Origin of the sequence: Klebsiella sp. BIGb0407 (assembly GCF_024807845.1) — a bacterium.
GTDB lineage: Bacteria > Pseudomonadota > Gammaproteobacteria > Enterobacterales > Enterobacteriaceae > JGM124.
The window spans coordinates 940,572-967,522 of record NZ_JANUEQ010000001.1 but is presented as its reverse complement, the minus strand read 5'-3'; the positions used below and the strand labels follow the sequence as shown (position 1 = coordinate 967,522).

Here is a 26,951-nt window from a genome sequence, read left to right as displayed (position 1 = left end):
CATCAAAATGGCTGGGTAATGAGTAAAGAACAGTTTTACGCGGATCTGAATCGCGACTTTAGCGCCTTAATGACAGGTGAAACCAGCTTTCTGGCGGTTCTGGCAAACACCAGTGCCTTGCTGTTTGAGCGTCTGGAGGAAGTTAACTGGGCAGGATTTTATCTTTTGGAAGGGGATACCTTAGTATTAGGCCCGTTTCAGGGAAAAATAGCTTGCGTACGTATTCCTGTGGGCAAAGGTGTCTGTGGAACTGCTGTTGCCAGCGCCTCGGTGCAGCGGGTGGATGATGTTCATGCTTTTGCCGGGCATATTGCCTGTGATGCTGCCAGTAATTCTGAAATTGTCCTGCCACTGAGTGTGGACGGGCGCATTATTGGTGTACTGGATATCGACAGCACCCAGTACGCACGTTTTTCACAACAAGACGAAATTGGTTTAAAAACCCTCGTATCAAGGCTGTCAGAGGTATTGCACAGCACAGATTTTAAAAAAATCGTCTCGTTATAGCATGATAAACAACGGATCCCGTGGCATTTAACGATAGCGTCATTATAATGTGGCGTGTTCATGCCTGCGCTTATTGGCAATTCCGGTGTAATCAGGAAATTTCATGGAAAATCAACCTAAGTTGAATAGCAGTAAAGAAGTTATCGCTTTTCTGGCAGAGCGTTTCCCGCTTTGCTTTAGTGCCGAAGGCGAAGCACGTCCTTTAAAGATTGGTATCTTTCAGGATTTGGTATCGCGTGTAGAAGGTGAGTTGAGTCTCAGCAAAACGCAATTGCGTTCAGCATTGCGTCTTTATACTTCAAGCTGGCGTTATCTGCATGGAATCAAAGCGGGTGCTATCCGCGTTGACCTTGACGGTAACCCTTGTGGTGAGCTCGATGAGCAGCATGTTGAACATGCACGTGTGCAGCTTGAGGAAGCGAAAGCACGCGTTCAGGCAAAACGTGCCGAACAGCAAGCTAAAAAACGTGAAGCTGCTACTGCTGCGGGAGTAACAGAAGAAGCTCCACGTCGTAAGCGTAAACCGCAACCTGCGGCCCCACGCCGTCAGGAAGGTGCTGAACGTAAAGCACGGTCAGAAAAACCGGTCAACAAACCGGCTGAAAAACCGGCTGAAAAAGCACCTCGTGAAGAAAGTCGTACTCCGGTAACGGATATTTCAGTATTACAGGTTGGACAGACTCTTAAAGTCAAAGCGGGTAACAACGCTATGGACGCAACTGTTCTGGAAATTACCAAAGATGGCGTCCGTGTACAGCTGACTTCTGGTATGGCAATGATCGTACGCGCAGAACACTTACAGTTCTGAAACGGAGGCCTGGTACAGGCATGAACAAACTCTTTAAGCTTACGGCCGTTGCTTGTCTGCTCTTTGTAGCAGGCAACACCCTGGCATTAACTGATATTACGAAAGCCGATCAGATTCCCCAGTTAACGGAAGAAAATCAGCATTCTACGGTCAGTGAGCGCGTGACATCGCGCTTTACCCGTTCTCATTATCGTCAGTTTGATCTCGATGCCGATTTTTCGGCAAAGATATTTGATCGTTACCTGAATCTGCTTGATTACAGCCACAATGTGCTGCTGGCAAGCGATGTGGCTGAATTTGCCACGAAAAAAAACCAACTGGGTGATGAACTACGTACCGGAAAACTGACGGTATTTTATGATTTATATAACCTGGCCCAAAAACGGCGCTTTGAGCGTTATGAATATGCGTTGAAAGTGCTGGAAAAACCGATGGATTTTACCGGCAACGATACCATTGATCTGGATCGCGGTAAGGCATCATGGCCTACCAGTGTCGCTGAACTGGACCAGCTGTGGGACGCCAAGGTCAAATTTGATGAGCTGAGCCTGAAACTGGCCGGTAAAACCGATGCGGAAATTCGTGAAGCACTAAAAAAACGTTATCAGTTTGCCATTCGCCGTCTGGCGCAGAGCAACAGTGAAGACGTGTTTACTTTGGCGATGACTGCTTTTGCCCGCGAAATAGACCCCCACACCAACTATCTTTCACCACGTAATACTGAACAGTTTAATACCGAAATGAGCCTGTCTCTGGAAGGTATTGGTGCGGTTTTACAAATGGATGATGGTTATACCGTTATTAACTCTATGGTGGCGGGTGGACCGGCAGCAAAAAGTAAAAATATTGCGGTAGGTGATAAAATTGTCGGTATCGGTCAGACTGGAAAAGGCATGGTTGATGTCATCGGTTGGCGCCTGGATGATGTTGTTGCGCTGATTAAGGGACCGAAAGGAAGCAAAGTTCGGCTTGAGATTTTACCTGCAGCTAAAGGCGCAAAAACTCGCATCGTTACTCTGACGCGTGAACGTATCCGCCTCGAAGACCGCGCAGTGAAAATGTCAATTAAAACAATTGGCAAAGAAAAAGTCGGGGTACTGGATATTCCCGGTTTTTATGTCGGTTTAACAGATGATGTTAAAGTTCAGCTGCAGAAGCTGGAAAAAGAGAACGTGAAAAGTGTCATTATCGATTTACGTTCTAATGGTGGCGGTGCGCTAACTGAGGCTGTTGCTTTATCAGGACTCTTTATTCCAAACGGACCGATAGTTCAGGTTCGCGACAATAATGGCAAAGTCCGTGAAGACAGCGATACTGATGGAATAGTCTACTATAAGGGCCCGCTGGTCGTTCTGGTTGACCGTTTCAGTGCCTCGGCATCGGAAATTTTTGCTGCCGCAATGCAGGACTATGGGCGTGCTCTGGTAGTAGGAGAGCCGACATTTGGTAAAGGAACAGTTCAGCAATATCGCTCGCTAAACCGCATTTATGACCAGATGCTCAGCCCTGAATGGCCCGCTTTAGGCTCAGTACAATACACCATCCAGAAGTTCTATCGTATTAATGGTGGCAGTACGCAGCGTAAAGGTGTCACGCCTGATATTCTGATGCCAACCGGAAATCAGGAAATTGAAACCGGCGAGCAGTTTGAAGATAATGCGCTTCCGTGGGATAGCATCAAGGCAGCAACTTACAGCAAGACTGGCGATATCACCCAGTTTGAGCCGCAATTGCTGAAAAAACATGAGCAGCGTATCGCGAAAGATTCTGAATTCCAGTATATCGCCAAGGATATTGAGCGTTTTAATGCATTGAAAGAAAAACGTAATATCGTTTCCCTCAATTTTGCTCAACGTGAAAAAGAGAACCAGGAAGACGAAGCTTTACGTCTGTCACGCATCAATGAACGCTTAAAACGTGACGGTAAACCGGCTATTAAGAAACTGGACGATTTACCGAAGAGTTATCAGGAACCCGATCCTTACCTCGATGAAACGGTAAATATTGCACTTGATCTTGCCGCCATTGAGCAAGCTCGTGCTGCAGAACAACCTAAAGCTGCAAACTAGCTCTATGTCGTCGATTCCCTGTAGAAGGGAATCGACGTCTTTTCAGGTATCCTCTCTCCATTCATCATGTATTTATAACGACTGAGCAATTAGTGGTTATCTCTTTTCTGGTCGGCTTTCCTTAGAATTGGTAAGCAAAACGAATGCAAAATGTAAAGTTATGTATTATTAACGACTTGGCGAGCTTTGATGCTTGAAAATAGACAACGCGCCCCTACGATGTGGGGTAGTGAAAGTGCGTTTAACCGAGGTAAAAAAGAATTATGATGCGTATCGGTCTTTTCTTGTTAACTAACCTTGCAGTCATGCTCGTTTTTGGCTTGGTTCTTAGCCTGACAGGTATCCAGTCAAGTAGTGTGCAAGGTTTGATGATCATGGCGCTGTTATTTGGTTTCGGCGGCTCGATTATCTCGTTGCTGATGTCAAAGTGGATGGCATTGCGCTCTGTAGGTGGCGAAGTCATTACACAGCCACGTAACGAAACTGAACGCTGGTTGATGGAAACTGTTCGTCATCAGTCCCAGCAAGTTGGGATAGCGATGCCGCAAGTGGCGATTTACCATGCTCCCGACATTAATGCCTTTGCTACGGGTGCACGCCGTGATGCGTCGCTGGTAGCGGTCAGTACCGGCTTGCTGCAAAATATGAACCGTGATGAGGCTGAAGCGGTTATTGCGCACGAGATCAGCCATATTGCGAATGGCGATATGGTGACGATGACGCTGGTCCAGGGGGTAGTGAACACCTTCGTTATCTTTATCTCACGTATTATCGCCCAGATAGTCTCTGGTTTTATGTCTGGCAACCGCGATGAGGGTGAAAACAGCAACGGTAATCCGCTTATCTATTTTGCAGTAGCCACGGTACTTGAGCTGGTGTTTGGTATTCTTGCCAGTATTATCACGATGTGGTTCTCACGTCATCGTGAATTCCATGCTGATGCAGGCTCGGCAAAACTGGTGGGGCGTGACAAAATGATTGCTGCGTTACAGCGTCTGAAAACCAGCTATGAACCTCAGGAAGCCAGTAGCATGATGGCGTTCTGCATTAACGGCAAAGCAAAATCAATGAGTGAGTTATTTATGACTCACCCACCGTTGGATAAGCGTATTGAAGCGCTGCGTTCTGGTGAGTATTTGAAGTAATCTATAGTGTTACTCGCCTCAGAGGCGGGTAATAGCGTAATGAGGAGAGCTGTCGTGTTTTTTCTCTTTACGCCCCAAAAAACGTGTCCACAGGGCACGTTTTTTTTATGTATTTAATATGGAATGTAGCCTATTGAGGGGCTGTCGACAGTCCTGGATATTAACAGACGACGTTAAGGTGGCAGTTCCGTTTTTTAATAACCCTGTATTTAATAATGAATTAAAATTTGAAAAATATACTGCTTTGTATTGAGCCAAATAGCTGTATTTTGCCAAGGAAAAATACGGTAAAAAACTGAGTTTTTTGAGAGTCATTTATAAATTATTACAATCTATACTTATCTTTTTGGGCGATGAATGTGGCTAGTCATTAATCATCAACTATCATGAAATAGTCAGTGTAAGTTTTTACTTGTTTATGTATTCAGATTTTATGGATTCTTGTTTTTTTATTTCTCACGCGATGCTCTTATAAAAAGGATAGCAATCGTAAATTTAAACAGCGGCAAATGTTGAGATTGATATTGTTTGCTCCTTACTCAATCCATTCTCTCTTTTAACGTTAATAATTAATCTGCGTCAGAGCATAAGATTAATGAAAGGACAATTAAAATGAGTCATATTTACGAACAATCCGATTTTAGTAAACAAAATTCTGATAAACATCTGCTTGTGCCCACTGTGAATAGTCCCAGCGCGGTATCATGGGGAGCAATATTTGCCGGTGCGGTAGCTGCGGCATCTTTGGCGTTAATATTGCTTATGTTGGGAGCAGGATTAGGTCTGACTTCTATTTCTGCTTTTGAAAATAATGGCATTGATGCGGGTACTTTTGGTATTGCTGCGATCGCATGGCTGACCTTTACACAAATAGCTGCATCAGGAATGGGAGGATATTTAGCCGGGCGTTTACGTACCAAATGGGTGGATACGCATACCAACGAAGTTTACTTTCGTGATACCGCACATGGTTTTCTTACATGGGCGCTCGCTTTATTGATTTCCGTAACATTATTAACCACGGCTGTTAGCTCGATTGTCGGAGGGAGTGCGAAAGTGATTGGTTCAGTTGCGGGTGGTGCTACGGCCGCTACTGTCAATGGTGCAACAAATATGGGTGATGCATCGTCAACACTTTCAGACTCCTCAATGCAGTACCTTACGCATTCACTGTTCAGAAGTAATGCGGCACCCTTAACAGAGAATAATTCACTCGCCAGTAACCCACCGACACCGGAGGAAATGAGTGAGGTGGCAGGTATCTTCACACACAGCATAACAACCGGCTCATTACCTGATGACGATCGTCAGTATCTGGCACAGATGATTTCTCAGCATACCGGTCTTAGTCAGAATGAGGCTGGACAACAGGTGCAGTCTATTTTTGATAAAGTTCAGGCTCAGTTAAAAGAGACGAAGGATAAAGCTCAGAAAGCTGCTGATGAAGCACGTAAAACAACAAGTTACGTGACACTTTGGTCATTTATCTCATTATTAATCGGTGCTTTTGTGGCCAGTTTGTGTGCGACCTTTGGTGGCCGTCAACGAGACTTATAATTATTCTTTAGCAGGAGAACTCTATGCGTTCAATAATACTGTATTTTTTAGGGATCCCTATCCCAATCATTATCCTGATTGCCTTGTTTGTACATTGATGAGATGACCCTGTGCGATAGTCAAAAGTTCACGCAGGGTAGTTCATCTGATGAGGTAAATTTAAAAGCCTGAATATCTGTCAATGATATTCAGGCTTTTTCAATAAATGGGCTTTGGTTTTGTATTGTCAAAACTGTTTTTCAGATAATACCGGGGGTTACTGTTTGTTTTTAGAAAGGAAGCTGAAAGGGGGCGACGATTTTGTATCACTACGACTTTAAGTGCGGTGATGTTGAGAGGTTGTTTAGCGTGATGAGATAAAAAAAGGCCTGCATGTATGCAGGCCATTCATATTTACCACTTATACTTACCGGTATCTTCCCAGTCTTTCATTTCTTTTTCAACTTGCTCTTTAGTATAACCGTAACGTTCCTGAAGGCGACCGGCAAGTTGATCTCTTTTACCTTCGACGACATTCAGGTCATCATCAGTTAGTTTGCCCCATTGCTCTTTCACTTTACCTTTGAATTGTTTCCAGTTTCCGCTTATACGATCCTGATTCATAATATTCTCCAAAGTTAAATTGTCACGGGTTTTGCTAAATGACAATTTAACTATAGCGGACTCAGAATATTTATGTGTGTTCTTTTGTAACTTTGGTTTTAATTATTTTTCTGGAATTATTTTTTACAGATATTTCTCATTGTTTGTCAGGCTGTTCTTGTTTCTATTAAAACCCTTTCCATTTCCACTGTATTATTGAAAAAATATAATCATCAGTGCGGTCTGTTATAAAAAAGGCCACACTGAAAGTTGTGGCCACAGTAGTGGATAAACAGAGTTATATTTTTTAAGTTATTTAACGCCTGACATTTTTATTGGATTCACTAATTCGTAGACCGCTGACAATCGCGGCCAGTACGGAGAAAACACCAGCCAGAATCAGCGAGGCGTGCGTACCATGGTGAATAAACATATTAAACAGCAGTGCAACCAGGGCTGCGCCACTACTCTGGCCCAGTAACCGGGCAGTACCTAACATACCGCTGGCACCGCCGCTACGTCCCTGAGGTGCAGAAGAGATAATGGTGTGGTTATTGGGGGACTGGAAAAGTCCAAACCCGGCACCGCACAGTGCCATACGCCAGATAATTTCACTGTCACTCGGGTTGGCCGGAAGCAGGGCGAGAGAGAATAAACCGACTGCCATCGCCAGCATTCCGACGGAGCCCATTAGTCCTGAGTTAACCCGGCCAATTAAATACCCTGCTACTGGCGCCATGACCATAGTTGCAAGCGGCCAGGGGGTGAGCAGCAGGCCGGTATCGACTTCACTTCGTCCCAGCACGCTTTGCAGAAAAAACGGTAGCGAAACGAAAGCCAGCATTTGTGCGGCAAAGGAACAGACCGAAGTTGCCATTGAGAGAGAGAAAATAGGAATACGTAATAAATCGACAGGGAGCAAAGGCACCGGAAGTTGTAGCTGCCGACGCACAAAGAAATAACCAATCACTAAGAACGCAATCACTTCTGCCGCGATTAATTCTGGCGACTGTCCCTGAGAGAAACCACTGATCGCTGAAATCAACAGGCCGAAGGTTGCAGCGTTCATTATGGCACTGGGAATATCAAAGCGCTGTTTGGTTACGGTGTTATTGGCAGGCAAATAGCGTAATGAGATTACCAAAGCGACCAGGGCGATAGGGACATTAATCAGAAACAACCAGTGCCATGAACCCCAGGTGAGGATAGCAGCAGCAACGGTTGGTCCGGCAGCTGAAGAGACGGCAACGACAAAGGAGTTAATACCCATACCCCGGCCGAGCAGACTTTGTGGATAAATCAGGCGAATCAGCGCGGTATTGACGCTCATCAGCGCAGCGCCCCCTAAACCTTGCAGAATACGTGCGACAGTGAGCATCGACAGCGAAGTGGAGGCGGCACAGAGAAGGGATGTCATACAGAAGACAGCGAGTCCGCACTGATACACCCGACGGTGCCCGAAAATATCGCCGAGGAATGAAAGCGATAACATCGAGGCGATAATGGCTATCTGATAGGCATTCACAATCCAGATGGATTCTGCGGGAGTGGCATTAAGATCATGAGCGATGGTCGGTAAGGCAACATTTGCAATAGTGCCATCAAGTACGGCGATGGTAATCCCTAAACCCACAGTCAGTATTGCGCCATAACGCTGTGGTACAGGTAATCCATCTAATGGGGTTTTATCCATATTCGACGATTTCTTTGTAAGCTCAGTGTAAAGATATCAGTTTAGCACTAAAATATAAGAAATCTGTCGCAGTTTTGTACGTATAAACAACAGAGTTATTGCGATGACAGCCGCTGCATTTTATAATAAAAAAGAGTTCTGATTTTTATAAAACACATGCGACCGAGGTGATAAATGGCTCTTACAGATCTGGATAAACAACCTGATTCTGTATCTTCAGTGCTGAAAGTTTTTGGTATTTTGCAAGCGCTTGGAGAAGAACGCGAGATTGGTATCACCGAGTTATCGCAACGCGTGATGATGTCAAAAAGCACGGTATACCGTTTTTTGCAAACCATGAAATCTCTGGGTTATGTCGCTCAGGAAGGGGAGTCTGAAAAATACTCATTGACTCTCAAGCTGTTTGAACTGGGTGCTCGAGCCTTGCAGAATGTGGATTTAATCCGTAGCGCTGATATTCAGATGCGTGAATTGTCACGTCTGACCAAGGAAACTATTCACTTAGGTGCCCTGGATGAAGACAGCATCGTTTATATCCACAAGATTGACTCTATGTATAACTTGCGGATGTATTCACGTATTGGACGTCGTAATCCATTACACAGCACCGCTATCGGTAAAGTGTTACTCGCCTGGCGTAATCCTGAAGAAGTGAGAGAAATTCTTGCGGATGTAGAATACACCCGTAGCACGGAACGTACTATTGCGAGTACCGAAGAACTACTCGTGGTGCTGCAGACCGTTCGCGAGCAAGGCTTTGGTGAAGATAATGAAGAACAGGAAGAAGGTCTGCGCTGCATTGCCGTGCCGGTTTTTGATCGTTTTGGTGTGGTTATTGCCGGGTTGAGTATTTCGTTCCCGACAATTCGTTTCTCTGAAGAACGACTTCATGAGTACGTAAAAATGCTGCATGACGCAGCGCGCGCTATTTCTGAGCAGATGGGCTATCACGACTATCCTTTCTAGTAACAAAACCGCAGCTCACATGCTGAACTGCGGTTTTTTCTTATGATTTATCCGACTAATCTATTCACTTTATTTATTTCACTATCATTTTGTCCGCATCAAGGTCAGAAACCGCCTTGCTGATGATAAAATACGATTATCAGCAGAATCATTACCGGGAGGGCGTTGTAAAACGTGGAGTGAATTGTGAAAAAGTACAAGTGGATGATTGTATTAGTCATACTGGTTGTCTGTGTGTTGTTGTGGACTCAGATGCTAAATGTGATGTGCGACCAGGATGTGGAATTTTTCACCGGTTCTTGCAAGATCAATAAATTTATTCCCTGGTAACGATTTTTCTCTTTCCACCTGAGGTGTAGAATAGCATTTTTATTGAGGTGGTTGAGATGAACGAACTGGCTTGGCTGCCTGCTGACGCAATCAATGTTGTGTCACTGGCAGTGTCTCTTGTAGTGTTACTTTTAGTCTTGTTGTTATGGTTTTTTATGAATCGTGCCAGCCTGAGATCGAATGAGCATATTGCTTTACTCGAAGAGCTTGTTGATTTGCAGAAACGGCAAAACAGCTTGTTACGGCGTCTGTGTGAAGCCAATGAACCAGAACCTGCTGCAGTTGAGAAAATCAGTGAAGTGATTCCGGATGAGGATGATGACCTGGTTCGAATGGTGGCTGAGCGCTAATCTGATAAATGTGATCGAGATTCGTGAAAAGTTATGTGTCTGTTGCCCTGATAGGGCCTGAAGGATTTTTTGTTGAAAGCCACGGGCTTGTCAGGAGATAAAACCGAAAACACCCGACTGACCATAATATGACCAATGCCTGTTAGCATTCCGCTAGCAGGTATTATTTAGTCCAGATAAACCCTGCGTTTGATAGTACATAATAGCATCGCTATTTATCAGGTATTAATTTAGCAGAAAATGGTAAAACATTTTTATTAACGTTAAATATATTCTGTAGTCTATGGAAGGTTATTCTATTGCCGATAAATGAACCAATAGGTAATCGTTATGCTTAGCAAGATTTTTTCTTAGACAAGAGTTAATAATCATAAAGATTCAGGATAATAATCTAATTTTCTTGTGTCTTTTTCTAGACGAAAACAATGCTTTAAGTTATGGTTATATTGTTGTCAAAATTTGCAGGTGGCAGACGTTGTTGCTGCAAGTTTTTTGGTAAGTGTGCATTCAAATAAAGCGAGTTGTTTTCTAAAACATCACTTATTTTTATGAGTTTGTGCATCAGATCGATACATGTTTAAAAATGGCTTGCCATTGTTAACGTTGTATGTGATAACACGTTTGGTCAAACGAGGTCACTTCTGGTTATGTGTGGCATTTTCAGTAAAGAAGTTTTGAGTAAAAACGTTGTCGTTGAATACCGCTTCTCTGCCGAGCCTTATATCAGTGCCTCATGCAGTAATATCGTTGTTTTATTTATATAGTATGCCTGCGGGCGAAAAAACACTCTAAGGAATTTGCAAAATGGCAAAGATTAAAGGTCAAGTTAAGTGGTTCAACGAATCCAAAGGTTTCGGCTTCATTACTCCAGCTGATGGTAGCAAGGATGTATTCGTACACTTTTCTGCAATTCAGGGTAATGGCTTCAAAACCCTGGCTGAAGGCCAGAACGTTGAGTTCGAAATCCAGGACGGCCAGAAAGGTCCTGCTGCAGTTAACGTAACTGCTATCTAATTGTATCTTTGGTCTGCACATACCCTAATCATTTAAACTATGACGGTATAGTCCAGAGCTAAGATAAAAGCCCCATTTAAATGGGGCTTTTTTTATTTTTGTGTTAAATATTTATTAAATTTATATATAAGTATTATTTACATAATAACGCGAGATTCCTGCGTCAGGGAACCGATGCCGCATGAAATAATGCGCGAGTTTTCATCAAGTTCTGACGTTGTTTCATAATGCCAGAAGAACAGGTTATACTTTATTCTGTGATTTATTACACAGATATGACAAATATGAAAGTGTTGTATGGTGAGGGATCCCACAATATTAACATTGATACAACTTATCTATTTGCCATTGCGCATAATAACACGTAACAACAACGCGTATTAGAATTGTACAAATATTGAATAGCCCGGCGTTATCAGGGTGTATAATCTTGTCTTCAGCATTCACACCTTAGCCATTCATTGTCTTAGTATATCCTTATTAATCGGATGCAGTTGTATATTCGTCATACTCCATGCCACCGGGTATTGTAGTTTGCGTCCAGGGCATTCGGCTGTACACTTGGGTTACTTTATGAATTCTGGAGTTTCTGATGTCCTGGCTTTGTCCTCTATGCCATTCCCCACTTGTTCAGGTGGCAAATAGTTTTTGCTGCGGTAACAGACATCAATTTGATGTCGCCAGAGAGGGGTATCTTAATCTATTGCCTGTGCAACATAAGCGCTCAAAAGAACCTGGAGATAGCAGCGAAATGATCCAGGCTCGTCGCGCATTTCTGGACGCCGGACATTACCTGCCGTTGAGAGAGGTTATTTGCAATATGCTGCAGCAGCTCTCGCCAAAAACTTTGCTGGATATTGGTTGCGGTGAAGGATATTACACCGGTGCATTTGCCGAAGTCAGGGCAGAGGCCTGCGGCGAGACCTACGGTCTGGATGTTTCAAAAGTTGCTATACGCTATGCTGCGAAACGCTATCATAACGTCCGTTTTTGTGTCGCCTCCAGTCAGCGCCTGCCTTTTGCTGATAATAGTATGGATGCCATTATCCGGATTTTTGCCCCCTGTAATGCCACGGAACTGGCACGTGTGGTGAAACCGGGTGGTGTAGTCATTACTGCGACGCCAGGGCCACGCCATTTATATCAGCTAAAAGAACTTATCTATCAGCAAGTCGAATTGCATCATGAAATACCGGAAGATATGCCTGATTTCGTGCTGAAACAAACTTTGCAGCCAGCATGGAATATGACGCTAACCGGTGAACAGGCAGTGACTCTTTTGCAAATGACCCCGTTTGCCTGGCGTGCGCGCCCTGATGTCTGGGAGCAGCTTAAGCAAGCGAATCATTTTACTTGTGAAACCGATTTTGTGGTGCGGGTTTGGGAACGAGTGGGGGATAACCCAGAAAATCACTAGCCGATAAACCCGGGGCATCTGAAAAGAATAAAGCGACGTAACAACCGTCGCTTTATTCTTAAATATCAGGGTAGGGTGGCTAGGCGGTTAAGTAGCTATAGATGATTTCCGCACCAATACCAATCAGAACAATACCACCGAGAATTTCTGCACGTTTACCAAACATCGGGCCGAGAAAGCGTCCAATCATTAACCCCAGGGTTGACATAATCGCCGTTGCGCAGCCGATAGCCAGTGCTGTGACAATAATATTAACCTCCAGGAAGGCGAGGCCAACGCCGACAGCCATTGCATCCAGACTGGTAGCAATAGCGGTAGTCACCAGCAGCCAGAATCCATGGCGGTGTATTTTGGGGGTGTTTTCTTCAGGAGTATGACGAAAACCATTAATCACCATCCGGCTACCAAGAAAAGCCAGCAGAATAAAGGCAATCCAATTATTCAGAACCATCACAACTTCATTGGCCAGATAGCCGAGTCCCCATCCAATGAGTGGCGTAAGGGTTTCAATCACGCCAAAGATAAGGCCGGTGCGCAAAGCTTCAGAGAATTTGGGCTTGTGAAGTGCTGCTCCTTTACCAATGGAGGCCGCAAAGGCATCCATCGACATACCAAAGGCGAGCAGTATTGTGGCGGAAAAATTCATGAAACAACCTCAGCTGGGAATATCCATATGCACGCAGTCCATCCCCAACTTACGATGGCGCGCGCCTATGGTCTCGCCTACTCAGAACTCTGAGGCGTACATGCCACGTTTTATCACCTGCTGGTAAAAACGAGTATGTTGACATGTACAAATCCATAACTGGAAATCGGCTACTCCCCACTGACGGGCGCAACCTTAACATATTTTTTATCTTTAAAACAACCGTTGAGTTTTATTTAATTATAAATTGACAGGCATGTTGCTGTATTTTAATACGCTTATTAACACCAGGTTAAATATAGCATTGTCTATATTTAAGTGCCGAAAAATGCTCCGCTAATATAGACAGTGCTATAATTTTAAATCATTGAGTTTTAATCATTATTTTATAAATATTCTCTAAGTCATCAATATTTCTGACGCGAATAAGTAAGCGTCTATGCTCTAACTGGATAACTAAAACACCATCTTCAGATAAATTCATAGCCTGAATACGGTTATAGCTTATCCAGACATTGGCGAAAAAAAGCCCTTCAGATTTAAGTAATAATTTTGGTTTTCTTATCCACGAAATATAAATAGCTAACAGCATCAGCGCACAAAGTAACCATGTTGTGAGTAAGGTTCCTTGTGTCGAAATATTGTTATAGATAAGAATGGCTACCAGCACCACAAAGATAGAACCATCAATACGGTTGCGACGCAGCAGGGGAACACAGAGTAATGTCTTTCCATGGCGTTTATCCATAATGAATTCATCATGAATCGCCCAGATAAGTAATAAAGCGATAAAAACAATCAAAACCAAATCAGTTAATGTCATAGCATACATCCCTGACAGAACTATTATCAGGACACCAGTGCCCCATAACCTCAAATTCCCTGTGATGATTTTCTGATTTGACCAGCTTCTCAGGGAATAAGAAACGAACAAGAGGGAGACAGTGTCTCCCTCTTTATTGATGACTCAACAGGGGTTAAAACCCTTGAAGTTTACTGTCATTACACGCCGAGCAGGCCGATAGCGTAACCGACGATACCCAGTACGAAGAAGCCCATGATAATCCACAGCGCATTGACCTTCTTGCGCAGAAGCCACATACAGCCAAAGGTCAGCAACAACGGCACCAGACCTGGCATTAACTGGTCAAGGATTGTTTGTATGGTGGTGACATGTACAGCGCCGGTCGGATCGGTAATTGTCGAAACCACCAGCGGTATATCGACATGGGTCCATTTATTAACCAATGCCCCCATGACAAAGAGGCCGAGAATGGACGCTCCTTCCGTCAGTTTTTGCAGGAAGCCACCGCTCATATCTTTAACGATATCGACGCCTTTCTGGTAACCGTAAGCCACACCGTAATAAAGGGTTAACAGGCGAACAACGTTAAACAGAACAAAGAACAGTAAAGGTCCGAGCAGACTTCCGCTCATCGCGATACCCGCACCGAGTGCGGCAAATACCGGACGAACAGTACCCCAGAAAATCGGGTCACCGACGCCAGCCAGTGGTCCCATCAGACCGACTTTCAGGCCGTTTATTGCAGCATCATCAATGGGTGCTCCATTGGCGCGCTGCTCTTCCATAGCCAGGGTAACACCAAGAACCGGTGCTGCTACGTATGGCTGGGTGTTGAAGAACTCAAGGTGACGTTTAATCGCCAGACGACGTTCTTCGTTATTTTCCGGGTATAAACGTTTAATCGCCGGAACCATGCAATAACAGAATCCAAGTGCCTGCATACGTTCAAAGTTCCATGAACCCTGGAACAAGTTCGAACGCCAGATTACGCCACGAACATCACTTGGTGTTAGTTTCTTTTCAGTCGCTATTTTAGTGGTATCAACCATTTCTTTCACCTTTAGTCGAGTTCGTTATCGAGATCGTTCGCAGTAGCGGCGCGGGACGGCTCGCCAGCTGAACGGTTGTATTTCGGGCTAAGCTGGATGTAGAGAATAGCCATGACAGTACCAATAACACCCAGTGCAACGAGGTTGAAGTTGGTAAAGGCCGCGGTAACGAATCCTAAGTAGAAGAACGGCATCAGGTAGCCTGCGCGCATCATATTGATGACCATCGCATAACCCACCACCACAATCATGCCACCGGCGATATTAAGACCGCTGGTGATGACTTCCGGAATGGCGTTGAGCATTGACTGTACTTCGTTGGTGCCCACAGAAATAGCCACGATAACCGCAGGAATAGCAACACGCATTGCCTGAAGTACCAGAGCTGACACATGCAACCAGGATATTGCAGACAGGTTACCGCTTTCAGCGGCCTTATCCGCCGCGTGCTGGAAGCCAACGGTGATAGTACGAACGATGATGGTTAATACCTGACCTGCAGCCGCCAGAGGAATGGCGAGAGCGATACCGGCACCGATGCTTTGATGGCCGGCAATAACCAGGATGGTGGAAATAATGGAAGCCAGTGCGGCATCAGGTGCTACAGCAGCACCGATATTCATCCAGCCCAGGGCTATCATTTCCAGAGTACCACCGATAATAATACCAGTAGTCATATCTCCAAGAACGATACCGATTAAGGTACAGGCAACCAGCGGGCGGTGAAACTGAAATTCATCAAGTATGGATGCCATACCCGCGATACTTGCGACGATAAACACCAGCACAATCTGAAGAATCGTAATCTCCATTGTACTTCTCCTATTGGTGATGACTTAAGTGTGAAGTCTGAGTAACTTATTTGATTAATATATCGTTAGTTAACTTTAGCGATAAGATCCATCATTTTAAGCTTCTGATCTGATGATACTTTACGTGCCTCAAGCTCAATTCCACGCGCATTTAATTTCTTGAAAGCTTCAATATCTGTAGCATCGATAGAAATTGCGTTATTGACCTGCGTTTTGCCTTGACGGAATGCCATGCCACCAATATTTACGGTAGTAATTTTTACCCCCGCCTCGACAAGACGCACAACATCTGTCGGGTTGGTAAACAGCAACATGACGCGGTCACCTGCGTACTTAGGATTGTTGTAAACGCGGATCATTTTCTCGACGTCGACAACGTGCGCGGTCACTCCCGGAGGCGCGACTTGAGTCAGTAATGTTTTGCGTACGGTATCGGCAGCCACTTCATCGCTGACCACAATAATCCGTGTAACATTGGTTTCTTTCGTCCAGCGAGTCGCCACCTGTCCATGGATCAAACGGTCATCGATACGGACTAAGCCAAGAACCATATAGTCATTAGGTCCCATCGGCTTAGCAGGTGCTGCTGGTTTTGAGGCTGCCGGAGCTGGAGCCGGTGTGACTTTTTCTACTGGCGCGGCTTTGAGGGCTTTTACGCCTTCTCTGCCTGTTTCGACTGCCAGTGCAACGAGCTCGTCAAAAGAAGGGTTATCATCGCGAGCCATGAGTGTTTCCACTAACATGGGAATATTGACCCCGGCAATCACTTCATACCGGTCTTTATCAACAACAATCCTGCTGGCGGCATTAAATGGGCTTCCTCCCCAAGTATCCACCAGGAACAGCACACCTCCAGATGTATCAAGTTTTTCCAGTTGAGCGTTATATTTAACGATCAGCGTTTCGGCATTTTCCCCAGGAACAAAATCTATCCAGCCGACGTTTTCTTGCTCGCCTAGTAACATTTCAGCAGTTTTGAGCAATTGTTCTGCTGCAAATCCGTGTGTGCCTATAACAATAGCAATAGTCACTTGCTACCTCCTATTGTTGCGATGACGTAGCCCATAATGGGCACCAATGTTCATAATAAGTGTAGCGAAACGATTCAAGTTGCGTGGTCAATAAAGTAACTAATGACTCACATAATTTATTTTAGGCCGTGAAAAAAATAAATTATGTGATGTAGATCCGTAATTTAGAACTGTTGTTGCATAATATTTTCGCAGCGTGAAATAAATCAAATAAATCGTCATGTTTGGTAAAGAAAGCTAAATCTTTGCCAAACCCTATTAAGCTTTGGTATTGTTAGAGTTCGTATAATTGTAAGGAGTAAAGGGCTTTAGCCCACCCTATGGATCGTCACCGACGTCTTTTCACAACCGGGACTTCAATGTTCCCATCCTGTATCGGCGCGCCAGGCCCGAAAAATCATTCCACTCTTCCTGCTGTTCTTGCTACTTATCAGGCAAGATCTTGTGCTGTCTGCGACAGGAGTAAGACATGGAACTGCTAATGGATCCGCAAATATGGATCGGGCTGGCTACACTGGTGGTGCTGGAAGTTGTACTGGGTATAGATAACCTGGTCTTTATCGCCATTCTTGCTGACAAATTACCGCCAAAACAAAGAGATAAAGCTCGTCTTATCGGCCTGTCTCTGGCCTTAGTAATGCGACTGGGCCTGCTGTCGGTCATTTCATGGATGGTAACGCTTACAAGACCGCTTTTCTCAGTGGGCGATTTCACATTCTCAGGGCGTGAACTGATTATGCTGGTCGGGGGACTGTTTTTGCTGTTCAAGGCAACAACAGAGTTACACGAACGGCTGGAAAACAAACAACATGACGGTAGTCACGGGAAAGGCTATGCCAGTTTCTGGGTAGTCGTTGCGCAGATAGTTATACTTGATGCCGTGTTCTCTCTGGATGCCGTTATCACGGCCGTCGGTATGGTGAACCATCTTCCAGTGATGATGGCTGCAGTAACTATTGCCATGATTGTGATGCTGGTTGCATCGAAACCTTTGACGAATTTTGTCAACAAACATCCGACGGTTGTCGTGCTCTGTCTGAGCTTCCTGTTGATGATTGGTTTGAGCCTGGTTGCTGAAGGCTTTGGTTTCCATATTCCGAAAGGTTATCTGTACGCAGCGATTGGCTTCTCGATTATTATTGAGTTTTTCAACCAAATCGCGCTTCGTAACTTTATTCGCAACCAGTCACGGCAGCCGCTGCGTGCGCGTACTGCTGATGCGATCCTCGGCATGATTGGCAGTAAACGCAAAGGCAACGATCCCGGCCAGGAAGGCAACAATGCGATAAAACCGATTGAAGCTGAAACCTTTGCTGAAGAAGAGCGTTATATGATTAACGGTGTGCTGACGCTTGCCTCGCGTTCTTTACGCAGCATCATGACACCTCGCGGAGATATTTCCTGGGTTGATGCCCTGAAAACTGAAGCAGAGATCCGTGAACAATTGCTGGCATCACCACACAGCTTATTCCCGGTATGTCGGGGTGAGCTGGATGAGATCATTGGTGTAGTACGTGCTAAAGAACTGCTGGTGGCACTGGATAAAGGTGATAATGTGGCATCTATTGCCGCTCAGTCCCCGGTGATTGTTGTTCCTGAGACGCTAGATCCTATTAATCTGTTAGGCGTGTTGCGCCGGGCACGTGGTAGTTTCGTTATCGTGAACGATGAATTTGGTATGGTGCAGGGTCTGGTAACGCCGCTGGACGTACTGGAAGCGATTGCCGGTGAGTTCCCTGATGCTGATGAAACACCCGAAATTGTTCGTGATGGCGATGGCTGGCTGGTAAAAGGGACGACTGACTTGCATGCTTTACAGCAACGCCTTGATATCAACACGCTGGTTAATGTTGATGAAGATATTGCCTCGATTGCAGGATTAGTGATTGCGGTAAATGGTCAGATCCCCCAGCCTGGCGATGTAGTGGAAGTGGCACCGTTACAAATTCAAATCATTGAAGCCAATAACTATCGTGTTGACTTAGTTCGCGTTGTCAAAGAGTCCCCGACTCACGAGGACGAAGAACTTTAAGTCAGGTGAGGTTATTGACAGGTGGCTGGTACTGGCTGGAGAGATCCATATTATGGCTCTCCAGCCAGTACGAAAACTGTGTAAGTGGCATGGGTTTAGCGTAGAAATAACCTTGTAACAGGCAGACACCCTGCTGACGTAAAAAATCAGCCTGTTCCGGGGTTTCCACTCCCTCTGCAATCAACTCAATATTTAATCGATGACCGAGAGCAATAATCATATCGGTCACTTTTGAGTTAACCGCATCAGTACCAATTGCCGCAGTAAAACTCTTATCTATCTTCAATATATCCGGACTCAGTGTTTCCAGGTATGCCAGAGAACTGTGTCCGGTACCAAAATCATCAATTGCCAGTCTGACCCCTAAATGACGCAAATCCCTTACCACATGATGGCTGAGCTCCGGCAGTGCATCGCGTTCAGTGAGCTCAAGAATAAGGCTCTGCTGGGGATGTGCTGGAAACCAGTAACGCCGGAGGTCTTCAATAATTGCGCCATTTTTAAAATGACGTGCTGCCACATTAATACTGATATGAAATCCGTTCATCTTCGGCAAATGATCGAGATATTTAACGGTTTCCTGTAATACAAAACAGGTCAGTGGAATAATTAAATTGAGCTGTTCCGCCAGAGGAATAAAACCATCAGGTGAAATATTACCCTGTCGTGGATTATGCCAGCGCAGCAGCAGCTCAATACCGGCACACTCCCGGCTATTAGCATTAATCAGTGGCTGGCAGTAAACCTCAAATTCACGAGCAGCCAGGCCCATATGAATTTCATGAAAGAAACTCATACGCTTTGCTGTCATAAACCACGCGCAGGTTCCTGTCAGCAGACTAAGTACAATAGCCAGGGGAAGTTGCGAAGGTAAGTTGTTAAGTGCCAGGATACTTGAAGAGGGGCCTACAGTTGTAATTGAAAACGGATAGTTTGTCGAAATAATATCCTGACGAACCTGGCCTGCGGAAATCTCAATAGTCGTGACTATTCCATGAGCATATTCAAAATGTGCTTCGGCAATATTAAGAATCGTTTTATCTACCCAGGGACCATCTGTGTACTGAATAAACCCTGCCAGCATGCCTAAGTTAATAACCTGCATTACTCCGTCATCACTATGCGCAGGAACAGGCCGCCATGAGAGTAAAATAGGTGAGCCTTTATTAATTAAGTTGTCAGTACTTAATAATAACAGGGGAGTCGGAGTAGGTAACCGGGGGTGTATCGAGCGGATATCATAGCTAGTTGAACCAAAGACACTGGAGCAATAGATGACGCCGTTTTTTACCAGCGAGATAGATCGTACCGTGGGCACTCTTGCCGTATGCTCCCTTAATGTCCGTTGAACATTTTCGCAGGGCAGAATCATGAGCGGCAAAGCATCCTGGAATAACATATCAAAAGGAGCGAGCAAGGCTTCAACGGTAGAAACGGCACGTTCACTAAAGTGTAAAACACGCTGTTCATTTAACTGACGCTCAGTAAAAAATTTTATTGTCAGGGTCAGCACAAATACCAGGGTTGTGAATAAAATACAGACAATCAGCCTTCTGCGCCGATAGTCAGATATAACCCGTTGTGCTGTTTGCATTCCAAACCACCTCGGTTGGCCTTCGCATACCCTAAATGCGCTTTGTTAACATTGTAGTGGGCGATTATTATAGAGACGAGTAAATTACGGTAATATATATAAAAAAACTAAAAATCAGACAGCCAGTAGCGCTAAAAATGGCAATCAGTTTCCCGGGGAGTGATTCTGATGGTAAACACAGGAATAACAGCACGAGTATCTGGTAGAAAATAAGATAACTGAGTGTATTCCCGCCATATTTCATGTCATTTGAGTATTGCTTTTTCCAGCCAGGCGAATGACACAGGTATCTGTGTTTATCGCCTGCCTGGACTCAGATCTGCAGGAAGCGCTATTGTTAGTTACACTGCACTTTAATCGCCAATCCTCCCTGGGAAGTTTCACGGTATTTGGCGTTCATATCTTTACCTGTTTCGTACATTGTTTCGATAACTTTATCCAGCGATACGCGTGGTGCACTGGTCCGGCGCATCGCCATACGAGTGGCATTGATGGCTTTTACAGAGGCAATCGCATTACGCTCGATACAAGGAACCTGAACCTGTCCGGCAACCGGATCACAAGTCAGACCCAAATTATGTTCCATGCCGATTTCTGCCGCGATACAGACTTGATCGGGGCTGGCGCCAAGAATTTCGGCTAAACCAGCGGCCGCCATAGAGCAGGCAACACCCACTTCTCCCTGACAACCGACTTCGGCACCCGAAATAGAGGCGTTCATTTTATATAATGCGCCAATAGCTCCGGAAGCGAGGAAATAACGAATATAGATTTCCGGAGTCACAGGCTCAATGAAGTGATCGTAATAGGCCAGAACAGCGGGTACGATGCCACAGGCGCCGTTAGTCGGAGCCGTGACTACGCGACCACCTGCCGCATTCTCTTCGTTCACCGCAAGGGCAAACATATTCACCCAGTCCACGACGTTCATTGGATCATTTGACAATTTATCATTGGAAACCAGAATACGGCGCAAAGCGGAAGCGCGACGTGGAACGCGCAACGGACCCGGTAACACGCCCTCGGTATTCATGCCCCTGTCAATACAGGCACGCATTGTGTTCCAGATATCGGCAAAGTATTGCTCAACTTCTTGCTTACTGTGCAGCGCCAGTTCATTTTCCATCACCAGACCTGAAATAGAGTGTCCGGTTTGCTGGCAAAATTGCAGCAGTTCCTCAGCGGATTTGAAGGCATAAGGCACCGCAAGTTCAGACGCATCTTCTTTGCCGTAATGCTCGGCATCAACAATAAAACCACCGCCGATGGAGTAGTAGGTTTTGCTGTAGATCTCTTTTTCGCCACTGTAGGCATGAATGGACATGCCATTTTCGTGCAAAGGGAGATTGGTGCTGTGGAAACGAATACCATTATCAGCCGGGAAATCGACTTCATGAGCGCCACTGGCTAACAGCAGGCGGCCACGGGACTCTACATCCTTAATAAAACCAGGTATGGAGTCTATCACCACATTATCAGGACGATTACCTGCCAGACCCATGATAATCGCGATATCGGTATGGTGACCTTTACCGGTTAATGAGAGAGAGCCGTAGATATCCACGGCTATGCGCGTCGTACTGTCCAGTAGCCCACGTTCGACCAGGTCATCGACGAACTGTTTACCGGCTTTCATTGGGCCAACGGTGTGCGAGCTGGAAGGGCCAATGCCGACTTTGAACATGTCGAATATACTAATCACAGTAAAACTCCTCTTAAGGCGTCCGTCACCGAACATGATGCTTTGAAATTGCTATGTCATAGTTTAAAAATTTATTGGTTACACAGGTAAACTATTCACATGAATTAAACTAATCCGTTAGCATAAATCACCTAATATCAACAAAAAGTGATCAAAACATCTACTTAATATAGTCCAGTTTAGCGCCTGAAAGTGTTATCTGTATTGCAGTTTACCTGTAAGGACAGGGTGCGAATAATGCTGGCAGTCATCCCCCAGACAAAATAGCTCTCGTACCAGGAAAGCCAGACACGATGCGGTATTTTCCGCCGCTGAATATCCAGAGGGTGATACCGCCCGGTCGTCAGCGCTTCTTCCAGTGGCATTTCAAAAATCGCGGCGACTTCATCCGCACTCGCCCGAAGCGGGACATCAGGGGAAATAATGCCAATGATCGGTGTGACTCGAAATCCAGTGACACTATCAATACTGGGCAGACGACCAATGACTTCCACAGCCTGTGGTGGGATAGCAATCTCTTCATAGGTTTCACGAAGTGCAGTGGCAATTAATGATTCATCGGTCTCATCGGCAGAACCGCCCGGAAATGCCACCTCACCGGGGTGCTTACGCAATGTCAGCGAGCGCTGAGTCAGCAATAGTCCGGGCTGAGGTCGGCGAACAATAGGCACCAGTACCGCGGCTTCACGTTGATGGCTGACGGGGGGACGAAAATCCGGTTGTAGTAGCTGAAAACGAGCGAGAAAATTATCCAGCGTCATCAATTAACTCTCCAGTAAGGGCAGGATACGATTCACTTTGTCAAACGTCTCCTGGTACTCTGCACTGACATCGCTGTCGGCAACGATACCTCCTCCGGCAGAGCAGTAAAGTTTGCCTTGCTCTGCGGTCAGGGTTCGAATGGTGATACTGCTGTCCATATTGCCGCAAAAACTAATATAGACGATGGATCCACACCAGGCGTTACGCCGCTGCGGTTCGAGTTCTTCAATAATTTCCATCGCCCGTACTTTTGGTGCTCCGGTGATAGAACCGCCAGGGAAGGTTGCCCGGAGTAAATCACAAGCATTCAGGTCATCGGGTAACTCGGCTGTGATGGTGCTGACTAAGTGATGCACCGCGGCAAAGGGCTCGACCACAAAGAGCTCCGGCACTCTGACACTACCAGGCCGCGCGACTCTGCCAATATCATTACGCAGCAGATCGACAATCATCAAATTCTCTGCCCGGTCTTTCGGGGATGATGCCAGTTTCAACGCTTGTTCCCGATCTAATTTGGGATCTGCGAGCCTGGGTAAGGTGCCTTTTATGGGACGGGTCTGGATCTGTTTATCTTGCAAGCGTACAAAACGTTCCGGCGACAGACTTAATATCGCACTGCCCGGTAATCGTAAAAAAGCGCTGAAAGGTGCACGGTTCGCCTGATTGAGTTTTTCGAAGGCCTGCCACTCATCACCCCGGTAGCTGGCACTAAAACGCTGAGCAAGGTTAACCTGATAACAGTCACCGCTGCGCAGATATTCCTGAATTTTATTGAATTTTACCCCATACTGCTCACGGCTCATATTGGACTGCCAGGCGCTGGTCAGATGAAACGGAGTCGGCGATGGCTGACTGAGGGAATCAAGATAGGCCAGGCGCTGATTGATATCTCCCCAGCTAACCAGTGTCAGACGCTGCAATTGGTTGTCCGCGATTAAGGCCCAGTCATAAATTCCGACTGCCATATCCGGCGTATACAGACTTTTTTCTGCCTGTTCGGGGAGCGTCTCAAAATGACGGCCTAAATCATAACCGAGCAATCCCAGCGCACCGCCGCAAAAGGGGTAGTCTGTTTGTGGGGCGCAGGTTAGCCCGTAGCTCTCGAGCGTATTTTGTAGCAGCGTCAGAGGCCCACGGTCGCTAGATTCAGATATACCCTCACGTATTATTGTCGTTGTTTTTCCCTCAGTGACCAGTGTCGCCCGTGGGTCTGCGACCATGATATCAAAACGACTGTACGGATGGTCAGAGCAACCAGAATGTAACATCATCGCCCAAGGTTGATGAGACAGCATTTTAAAGTAGTGCTGTACGGCATCTGTTTGCCAGGGGAGAATATGAAAAACAGGGGATTTGGTAGCTTTCATTTAATGGGAACCGATTACCATAACAACATTCAATCTTGTCGGAGGAGTTTAACATGATTTCAGGATTACCTGCGCTTAGTCATGAGCAGCAGCAACAAGCGGTCGAGCGTATTCAAGAGTTGATGAGTGGTGGAATGAGTAGCGGCGAAGCAATCACCCTCGTGGCAAATGAAATTCGCGCTACTCATACTGGAGACCATATTGTCGCCATGTTTGAAGATGACGACGAAGAAGAGGAATAGCAGGCCTGTTACTGCACAATTTACAGTGCAGCGATAATTTTTATTTCCACCTTATACTGTGGATTCATCAATCCCGCCTGTACGGTGCATCGTACTGGCGCATGACCGGCAACCACCCATTCATCCCAGGCCCGGTTCATGGCTGCAAAATCTTCACCGTTTGGCAGAAAAATGGTGGCATCCAGAATGCGCGTTTTATCGCTTTTCAATGAGGCCAGCAGCTGGTCGATTTGTGCCAGAGTATTCGCGGTTTGCTGGTAGGCATCGGCATCCAGATTTTCCGGGACCCCGGTGTAATAAACGGTCTGGTTATGGATAACCGCATCAGACCAACGGTCTTCGGGTTTTATGCGCGTAATGCTCATGGTTTCTCCTTGATAGTAAACAAATCACGGCACACAGACTGCCATAACCTTTGTCCTGGTTCTACAGGGTAACTGGATTAAACTTGCTATGACTGACATAATCACTGGCAATTTAACAAGGCGGGTAATGTGACGGACGATTTTGCGCAAGATGGCCAGCTGGCGAATGTTATTCCGGGGTTTAAGCCACGCGAAGCGCAACGGCAGATGGCGGAAGCGGTAACGAAAACCATTGCCCAGGGCGGTACGCTGGTGGTAGAAGCGGGTACCGGAACGGGTAAAACCTACGCTTATCTTGCTCCGGCATTACGCTCCGGAAAAAAAGTTATTATTTCCACGGGTTCTAAAGCGCTGCAAGATCAGCTCTATTCCCGTGATTTACCCACTATTGCCAGCGCACTCTCTTTTACCGGTCGAATTGCGCTACTGAAAGGGCGGGCTAACTACCTCTGCCTTGAGCGGCTCGAACAGCAAATGCTGGCAGGAGGCGGTCTGGCGCAGGAATTACTGAGTGATATAGCGCATTTACGCCATTGGGCCAGTGCCACAGAAGAAGGCGACATTAGCAGTTGTAACGCGGTGGCTGAGGATTCTACGGTCTGGCCGTTAGTGACCAGCACCAATGACAACTGCCTCGGTCAGGACTGCCCGGTCTATAAAGACTGTTTCGTGGTCAAGGCGCGTAAAAAAGCGATGGATGCGGATTTAGTGGTGGTCAATCACCACTTATTTCTGGCCGATATGGTGGTAAAAGAGAGCGGTTTTGCAGAACTTATCCCGGAAGTAGACGTCACGATTTTCGATGAAGCCCATCAAATTCCCGATATTGCCAGCCAGTATTTTGGCCAGTCACTGACCAGCCGACAGCTTCTCGACCTCGCCAAAGATATTTCTATTGCTTACCGAACCGAAGTCCGTGACGTGCAGCAGCTGCAAAAAAGTGCCGACAGCCTGGCAATGCGTGCCCAGGATTTTCGCCTGCAACTGGGCGATCCGGGTTACCGGGGAAATCTCCGTACCCTACTGGCGGATCCCGCGATTCAGCGTTCGTTACTGTTACTGGACGATGCCCTTGAGCTTTGTCATGACGTAGCAAAACTTTCACTCGGGCGCTCCGCTTTACTCGATGCAGCCTTTGAACGGGCGGTTATCTATCGCGGGCGCATCAAACGGCTGAAAGAGGTTAATCAGCCCGGCTATAGCTACTGGTATGAGTGCAATGCCCGCCATTTTACGCTGGCATTAACGCCGCTTTCCGTGGCTGACAAGTTTAAAGAAGTTATCAGAGAGAAATCAGCCAGCTGGGTATTTACCTCTGCCACCTTATCGGTGAACGATAAACTCAGCCATTTCACCGAGCGCCTCGGCATTGAGCAGGCGGAAAGCCTGTTACTGGCCAGTCCGTTCGACTATGAAAAACAGGCATTGCTCTGTGTTCCCCGCGGTTTACCTGAGCCGAATCGTCCTCATGGCGCAAAGCAGCTGGCAAATTTATTACGTCCGCTAATCGAAGCCAATAATGGGCGCTGTTTTATGCTCTGCACCTCGCATGCCATGATGCGCGATTTAGCAGAACAGTTTCGTGCCACCATGACGCTACCGGTATTGTTGCAGGGTGAAACCAGCAAAGGGCAGTTACTTGAGCAGTTTGTTCAGGCGGGTAATGCGCTGCTGGTGGCGACCAGTAGCTTCTGGGAAGGGGTGGATGTTCGGGGTGATGCGCTGTCACTGGTGATTATCGATAAACTGCCCTTCACCTCGCCCGATGACCCATTACTGAAGGCGCGGATGGAAGACTGCCAGTTACGCGGAGGCGATCCTTTCACGGATATTCAGCTACCGGATGCGGTGATTCAGCTAAAGCAGGGGGTAGGGCGATTGATTCGTGATGTTGAGGATAGTGGAGTCATTGTTATCTGTGATAACCGGCTGGTGATGCGGCCCTATGGCGGCGTATTTCTTAATAGTTTGCCGCCAGCCCCCCGGACCCGGGATATTAATCGAGCTGTCGCGTTCCTTAACACCCTCCCTGAACGGTAAATATCATCAACCTGTGATACACTATGCGCCGTTTTTTGAACTTATCTATGTCAGAGGCTCGCCAGT

At 46.1% G+C, this 26,951-nt stretch carries 25 protein-coding genes, 1 pseudogene and 1 riboswitch; of the genes and pseudogenes, 14 read left to right on the top strand and 12 right to left on the bottom strand.

Translation table 11 applies throughout. From position 1 onward, the window contains the following. Positions 1-18: 18 nt before the first annotated feature. The 5 genes from M2387_RS04570 to M2387_RS04550 all read left to right on the top strand — a co-directional run bounded on the left by M2387_RS04570 (position 19) and on the right by M2387_RS04550 (position 6,086). Positions 19-507: a GAF domain-containing protein gene (locus M2387_RS04570; protein ID WP_259047452.1), complete on the top strand. Its 489-nt coding sequence runs from the start codon at positions 19-21 to the stop codon at positions 505-507. A gap of 103 nt (positions 508-610) precedes the next feature. Beyond that, positions 611-1,315 (top strand): RNA chaperone ProQ, encoded by a 705-nt coding sequence (proQ, locus tag M2387_RS04565; protein ID WP_259047450.1) that lies wholly within the window; start codon positions 611-613, stop codon positions 1,313-1,315. Between the two features lie 20 nt (positions 1,316-1,335). After that, a complete protein-coding gene (prc, locus tag M2387_RS04560; protein WP_259047449.1) occupies positions 1,336-3,384 on the top strand; it encodes a carboxy terminal-processing peptidase in 2,049 nt (682 codons plus the stop codon). Between the two features lie 263 nt (positions 3,385-3,647). Then, positions 3,648-4,529, top strand: coding sequence for a protease HtpX (htpX, locus tag M2387_RS04555; protein ID WP_259047447.1), 882 nt, complete (start codon positions 3,648-3,650; stop codon positions 4,527-4,529). A gap of 612 nt (positions 4,530-5,141) precedes the next feature. Then, on the top strand, positions 5,142-6,086 hold the full coding sequence (locus M2387_RS04550; protein ID WP_259047445.1) for a hypothetical protein: 945 nt from the start codon (positions 5,142-5,144) through the stop codon (positions 6,084-6,086). Positions 6,087-6,479: 393 nt separating this feature from the next. Here the strand turns inward: M2387_RS04550 and M2387_RS04545 are convergent, their stop codons facing one another. Both M2387_RS04545 and M2387_RS04540 read right to left on the bottom strand, forming a co-directional pair. Then, entirely contained in the window at positions 6,480-6,689 is a 210-nt protein-coding gene (locus tag M2387_RS04545; protein WP_259047444.1) for a CsbD family protein, read from the bottom strand. Between the two features lie 295 nt (positions 6,690-6,984). Continuing rightward, the gene (locus tag M2387_RS04540; protein WP_259047443.1) at positions 6,985-8,361 is read right to left on the bottom strand and encodes an MFS transporter; all 1,377 of its coding nucleotides are present in this window, start codon (positions 8,359-8,361) and stop codon (positions 6,985-6,987) included. 174 nt (positions 8,362-8,535) lie between these two features. Between M2387_RS04540 and kdgR the strand changes: the two genes are divergently transcribed. The 6 genes and pseudogenes from kdgR (at position 8,536) to rlmA (ending at position 12,438) form a co-directional block, all read left to right on the top strand. Further along, positions 8,536-9,327 (top strand): DNA-binding transcriptional regulator KdgR, encoded by a 792-nt coding sequence (gene kdgR / locus M2387_RS04535; RefSeq protein ID WP_259047442.1) that lies wholly within the window; start codon positions 8,536-8,538, stop codon positions 9,325-9,327. 186 nt (positions 9,328-9,513) lie between these two features. After that, the gene (gene mgrB / locus M2387_RS04530; protein ID WP_259047441.1) at positions 9,514-9,657 is read left to right on the top strand and encodes a PhoP/PhoQ regulatory lipoprotein MgrB; all 144 of its coding nucleotides are present in this window, start codon (positions 9,514-9,516) and stop codon (positions 9,655-9,657) included. Positions 9,658-9,713: 56 nt separating this feature from the next. Next, on the top strand, positions 9,714-10,007 hold the full coding sequence (locus tag M2387_RS04525) for a YebO family protein (protein ID WP_259047440.1): 294 nt from the start codon (positions 9,714-9,716) through the stop codon (positions 10,005-10,007). Between the two features lie 647 nt (positions 10,008-10,654). Then, a pseudogene (locus tag M2387_RS04520) lies at positions 10,655-10,791 on the top strand (DUF2627 domain-containing protein); the annotation flags it as partial. Between the two features lie 20 nt (positions 10,792-10,811). Next, positions 10,812-11,021 carry a transcription antiterminator/RNA stability regulator CspE gene (cspE, locus tag M2387_RS04515; RefSeq protein ID WP_001062678.1) on the top strand — a complete coding sequence of 70 codons (210 nt, stop codon included), beginning with the start codon at positions 10,812-10,814 and terminating at the stop codon, positions 11,019-11,021. 592 nt (positions 11,022-11,613) lie between these two features. Beyond that, the gene (rlmA, locus tag M2387_RS04510) at positions 11,614-12,438 is read left to right on the top strand and encodes a 23S rRNA (guanine(745)-N(1))-methyltransferase (protein ID WP_259047439.1); all 825 of its coding nucleotides are present in this window, start codon (positions 11,614-11,616) and stop codon (positions 12,436-12,438) included. A gap of 79 nt (positions 12,439-12,517) precedes the next feature. Here rlmA and mntP read toward each other — a convergent pair whose 3' ends face one another. The 5 genes from mntP to manX all read right to left on the bottom strand — a co-directional run bounded on the left by mntP (position 12,518) and on the right by manX (position 16,781). Beyond that, positions 12,518-13,084: a manganese efflux pump MntP gene (gene mntP / locus M2387_RS04505; protein ID WP_259047438.1), complete on the bottom strand. Its 567-nt coding sequence runs from the start codon at positions 13,082-13,084 to the stop codon at positions 12,518-12,520. 5 nt (positions 13,085-13,089) lie between these two features. Continuing rightward, a riboswitch (yybP-ykoY riboswitch) is annotated at positions 13,090-13,275 on the bottom strand. A gap of 173 nt (positions 13,276-13,448) precedes the next feature. After that, positions 13,449-13,907: a DUF986 family protein gene (locus M2387_RS04500; RefSeq protein ID WP_259047437.1), complete on the bottom strand. Its 459-nt coding sequence runs from the start codon at positions 13,905-13,907 to the stop codon at positions 13,449-13,451. 179 nt (positions 13,908-14,086) lie between these two features. Beyond that, entirely contained in the window at positions 14,087-14,938 is an 852-nt protein-coding gene (locus M2387_RS04495) for a PTS mannose transporter subunit IID (RefSeq protein ID WP_259047435.1), read from the bottom strand. A gap of 11 nt (positions 14,939-14,949) precedes the next feature. Then, positions 14,950-15,750 (bottom strand): PTS mannose/fructose/sorbose transporter subunit IIC, encoded by an 801-nt coding sequence (locus M2387_RS04490; RefSeq protein WP_259047433.1) that lies wholly within the window; start codon positions 15,748-15,750, stop codon positions 14,950-14,952. Positions 15,751-15,815: 65 nt separating this feature from the next. Beyond that, the gene (gene manX, locus M2387_RS04485; protein WP_259047432.1) at positions 15,816-16,781 is read right to left on the bottom strand and encodes a PTS mannose transporter subunit IIAB; all 966 of its coding nucleotides are present in this window, start codon (positions 16,779-16,781) and stop codon (positions 15,816-15,818) included. 469 nt (positions 16,782-17,250) lie between these two features. On the opposite strand from manX, the gene yoaE reads away from it, so the two are divergent. Further along, positions 17,251-18,813 (top strand): CNNM family cation transport protein YoaE, encoded by a 1,563-nt coding sequence (yoaE, locus tag M2387_RS04480; protein ID WP_259047431.1) that lies wholly within the window; start codon positions 17,251-17,253, stop codon positions 18,811-18,813. A 1-nt stretch (position 18,814) separates the two neighbouring features. Here the strand turns inward: yoaE and M2387_RS04475 are convergent, their stop codons facing one another. The 4 genes from M2387_RS04475 to pabB form a co-directional block, all read right to left on the bottom strand. Continuing rightward, entirely contained in the window at positions 18,815-20,407 is a 1,593-nt protein-coding gene (locus M2387_RS04475; RefSeq protein WP_259047430.1) for an EAL domain-containing protein, read from the bottom strand. Positions 20,408-20,744: 337 nt separating this feature from the next. After that, positions 20,745-22,109 carry an L-serine ammonia-lyase gene (sdaA, locus tag M2387_RS04470; RefSeq protein WP_259047429.1) on the bottom strand — a complete coding sequence of 455 codons (1,365 nt, stop codon included), beginning with the start codon at positions 22,107-22,109 and terminating at the stop codon, positions 20,745-20,747. A 179-nt stretch (positions 22,110-22,288) separates the two neighbouring features. Further along, the gene (locus tag M2387_RS04465) at positions 22,289-22,870 is read right to left on the bottom strand and encodes a CoA pyrophosphatase (RefSeq protein WP_259047428.1); all 582 of its coding nucleotides are present in this window, start codon (positions 22,868-22,870) and stop codon (positions 22,289-22,291) included. Positions 22,871-22,873: 3 nt separating this feature from the next. Then, positions 22,874-24,238 (bottom strand): aminodeoxychorismate synthase component 1, encoded by a 1,365-nt coding sequence (gene pabB, locus M2387_RS04460; protein WP_259047427.1) that lies wholly within the window; start codon positions 24,236-24,238, stop codon positions 22,874-22,876. A gap of 53 nt (positions 24,239-24,291) precedes the next feature. On the opposite strand from pabB, the gene M2387_RS04455 reads away from it, so the two are divergent. After that, a complete protein-coding gene (locus M2387_RS04455) occupies positions 24,292-24,480 on the top strand; it encodes a YoaH family protein (RefSeq protein WP_259047426.1) in 189 nt (62 codons plus the stop codon). Positions 24,481-24,500: 20 nt separating this feature from the next. Here the strand turns inward: M2387_RS04455 and M2387_RS04450 are convergent, their stop codons facing one another. After that, positions 24,501-24,845: a RidA family protein gene (locus M2387_RS04450; RefSeq protein ID WP_259047425.1), complete on the bottom strand. Its 345-nt coding sequence runs from the start codon at positions 24,843-24,845 to the stop codon at positions 24,501-24,503. 129 nt (positions 24,846-24,974) lie between these two features. On the opposite strand from M2387_RS04450, the gene M2387_RS04445 reads away from it, so the two are divergent. Continuing rightward, the gene (locus M2387_RS04445) at positions 24,975-26,885 is read left to right on the top strand and encodes an ATP-dependent DNA helicase (RefSeq protein WP_259047424.1); all 1,911 of its coding nucleotides are present in this window, start codon (positions 24,975-24,977) and stop codon (positions 26,883-26,885) included. Positions 26,886-26,951: the final 66 nt, after the last annotated feature.

Excerpts from the sequence above, each read along its gene's own strand:
- M2387_RS04570 (WP_259047452.1), top strand. The coding sequence starts at position 19 with ATGAGTAAAGAACAGTTTTACGCGGATCTGAATCGCGACTTTAGCGCC.
- proQ (WP_259047450.1), top strand. The coding sequence starts at position 611 with ATGGAAAATCAACCTAAGTTGAATAGCAGTAAAGAAGTTATCGCTTTT.
- prc (WP_259047449.1), top strand. The coding sequence starts at position 1,336 with ATGAACAAACTCTTTAAGCTTACGGCCGTTGCTTGTCTGCTCTTTGTA.
- htpX (WP_259047447.1), top strand. The coding sequence starts at position 3,648 with ATGATGCGTATCGGTCTTTTCTTGTTAACTAACCTTGCAGTCATGCTC.
- M2387_RS04550 (WP_259047445.1), top strand. The coding sequence starts at position 5,142 with ATGAGTCATATTTACGAACAATCCGATTTTAGTAAACAAAATTCTGAT.
- M2387_RS04545 (WP_259047444.1), bottom strand. The coding sequence starts at position 6,689 with ATGAATCAGGATCGTATAAGCGGAAACTGGAAACAATTCAAAGGTAAA.
- M2387_RS04540 (WP_259047443.1), bottom strand. The coding sequence starts at position 8,361 with ATGGATAAAACCCCATTAGATGGATTACCTGTACCACAGCGTTATGGC.
- kdgR (WP_259047442.1), top strand. The coding sequence starts at position 8,536 with ATGGCTCTTACAGATCTGGATAAACAACCTGATTCTGTATCTTCAGTG.
- M2387_RS04525 (WP_259047440.1), top strand. The coding sequence starts at position 9,714 with ATGAACGAACTGGCTTGGCTGCCTGCTGACGCAATCAATGTTGTGTCA.
- cspE (WP_001062678.1), top strand. The coding sequence starts at position 10,812 with ATGGCAAAGATTAAAGGTCAAGTTAAGTGGTTCAACGAATCCAAAGGT.
- rlmA (WP_259047439.1), top strand. The coding sequence starts at position 11,614 with ATGTCCTGGCTTTGTCCTCTATGCCATTCCCCACTTGTTCAGGTGGCA.
- mntP (WP_259047438.1), bottom strand. The coding sequence starts at position 13,084 with ATGAATTTTTCCGCCACAATACTGCTCGCCTTTGGTATGTCGATGGAT.
- M2387_RS04500 (WP_259047437.1), bottom strand. The coding sequence starts at position 13,907 with ATGACATTAACTGATTTGGTTTTGATTGTTTTTATCGCTTTATTACTT.
- M2387_RS04495 (WP_259047435.1), bottom strand. The coding sequence starts at position 14,938 with ATGGTTGATACCACTAAAATAGCGACTGAAAAGAAACTAACACCAAGT.
- M2387_RS04490 (WP_259047433.1), bottom strand. The coding sequence starts at position 15,750 with ATGGAGATTACGATTCTTCAGATTGTGCTGGTGTTTATCGTCGCAAGT.
- yoaE (WP_259047431.1), top strand. The coding sequence starts at position 17,251 with ATGGAACTGCTAATGGATCCGCAAATATGGATCGGGCTGGCTACACTG.
- M2387_RS04475 (WP_259047430.1), bottom strand. The coding sequence starts at position 20,407 with ATGCAAACAGCACAACGGGTTATATCTGACTATCGGCGCAGAAGGCTG.
- M2387_RS04465 (WP_259047428.1), bottom strand. The coding sequence starts at position 22,870 with ATGACGCTGGATAATTTTCTCGCTCGTTTTCAGCTACTACAACCGGAT.
- pabB (WP_259047427.1), bottom strand. The coding sequence starts at position 24,238 with ATGAAAGCTACCAAATCCCCTGTTTTTCATATTCTCCCCTGGCAAACA.
- M2387_RS04455 (WP_259047426.1), top strand. The coding sequence starts at position 24,292 with ATGATTTCAGGATTACCTGCGCTTAGTCATGAGCAGCAGCAACAAGCG.
- M2387_RS04450 (WP_259047425.1), bottom strand. The coding sequence starts at position 24,845 with ATGAGCATTACGCGCATAAAACCCGAAGACCGTTGGTCTGATGCGGTT.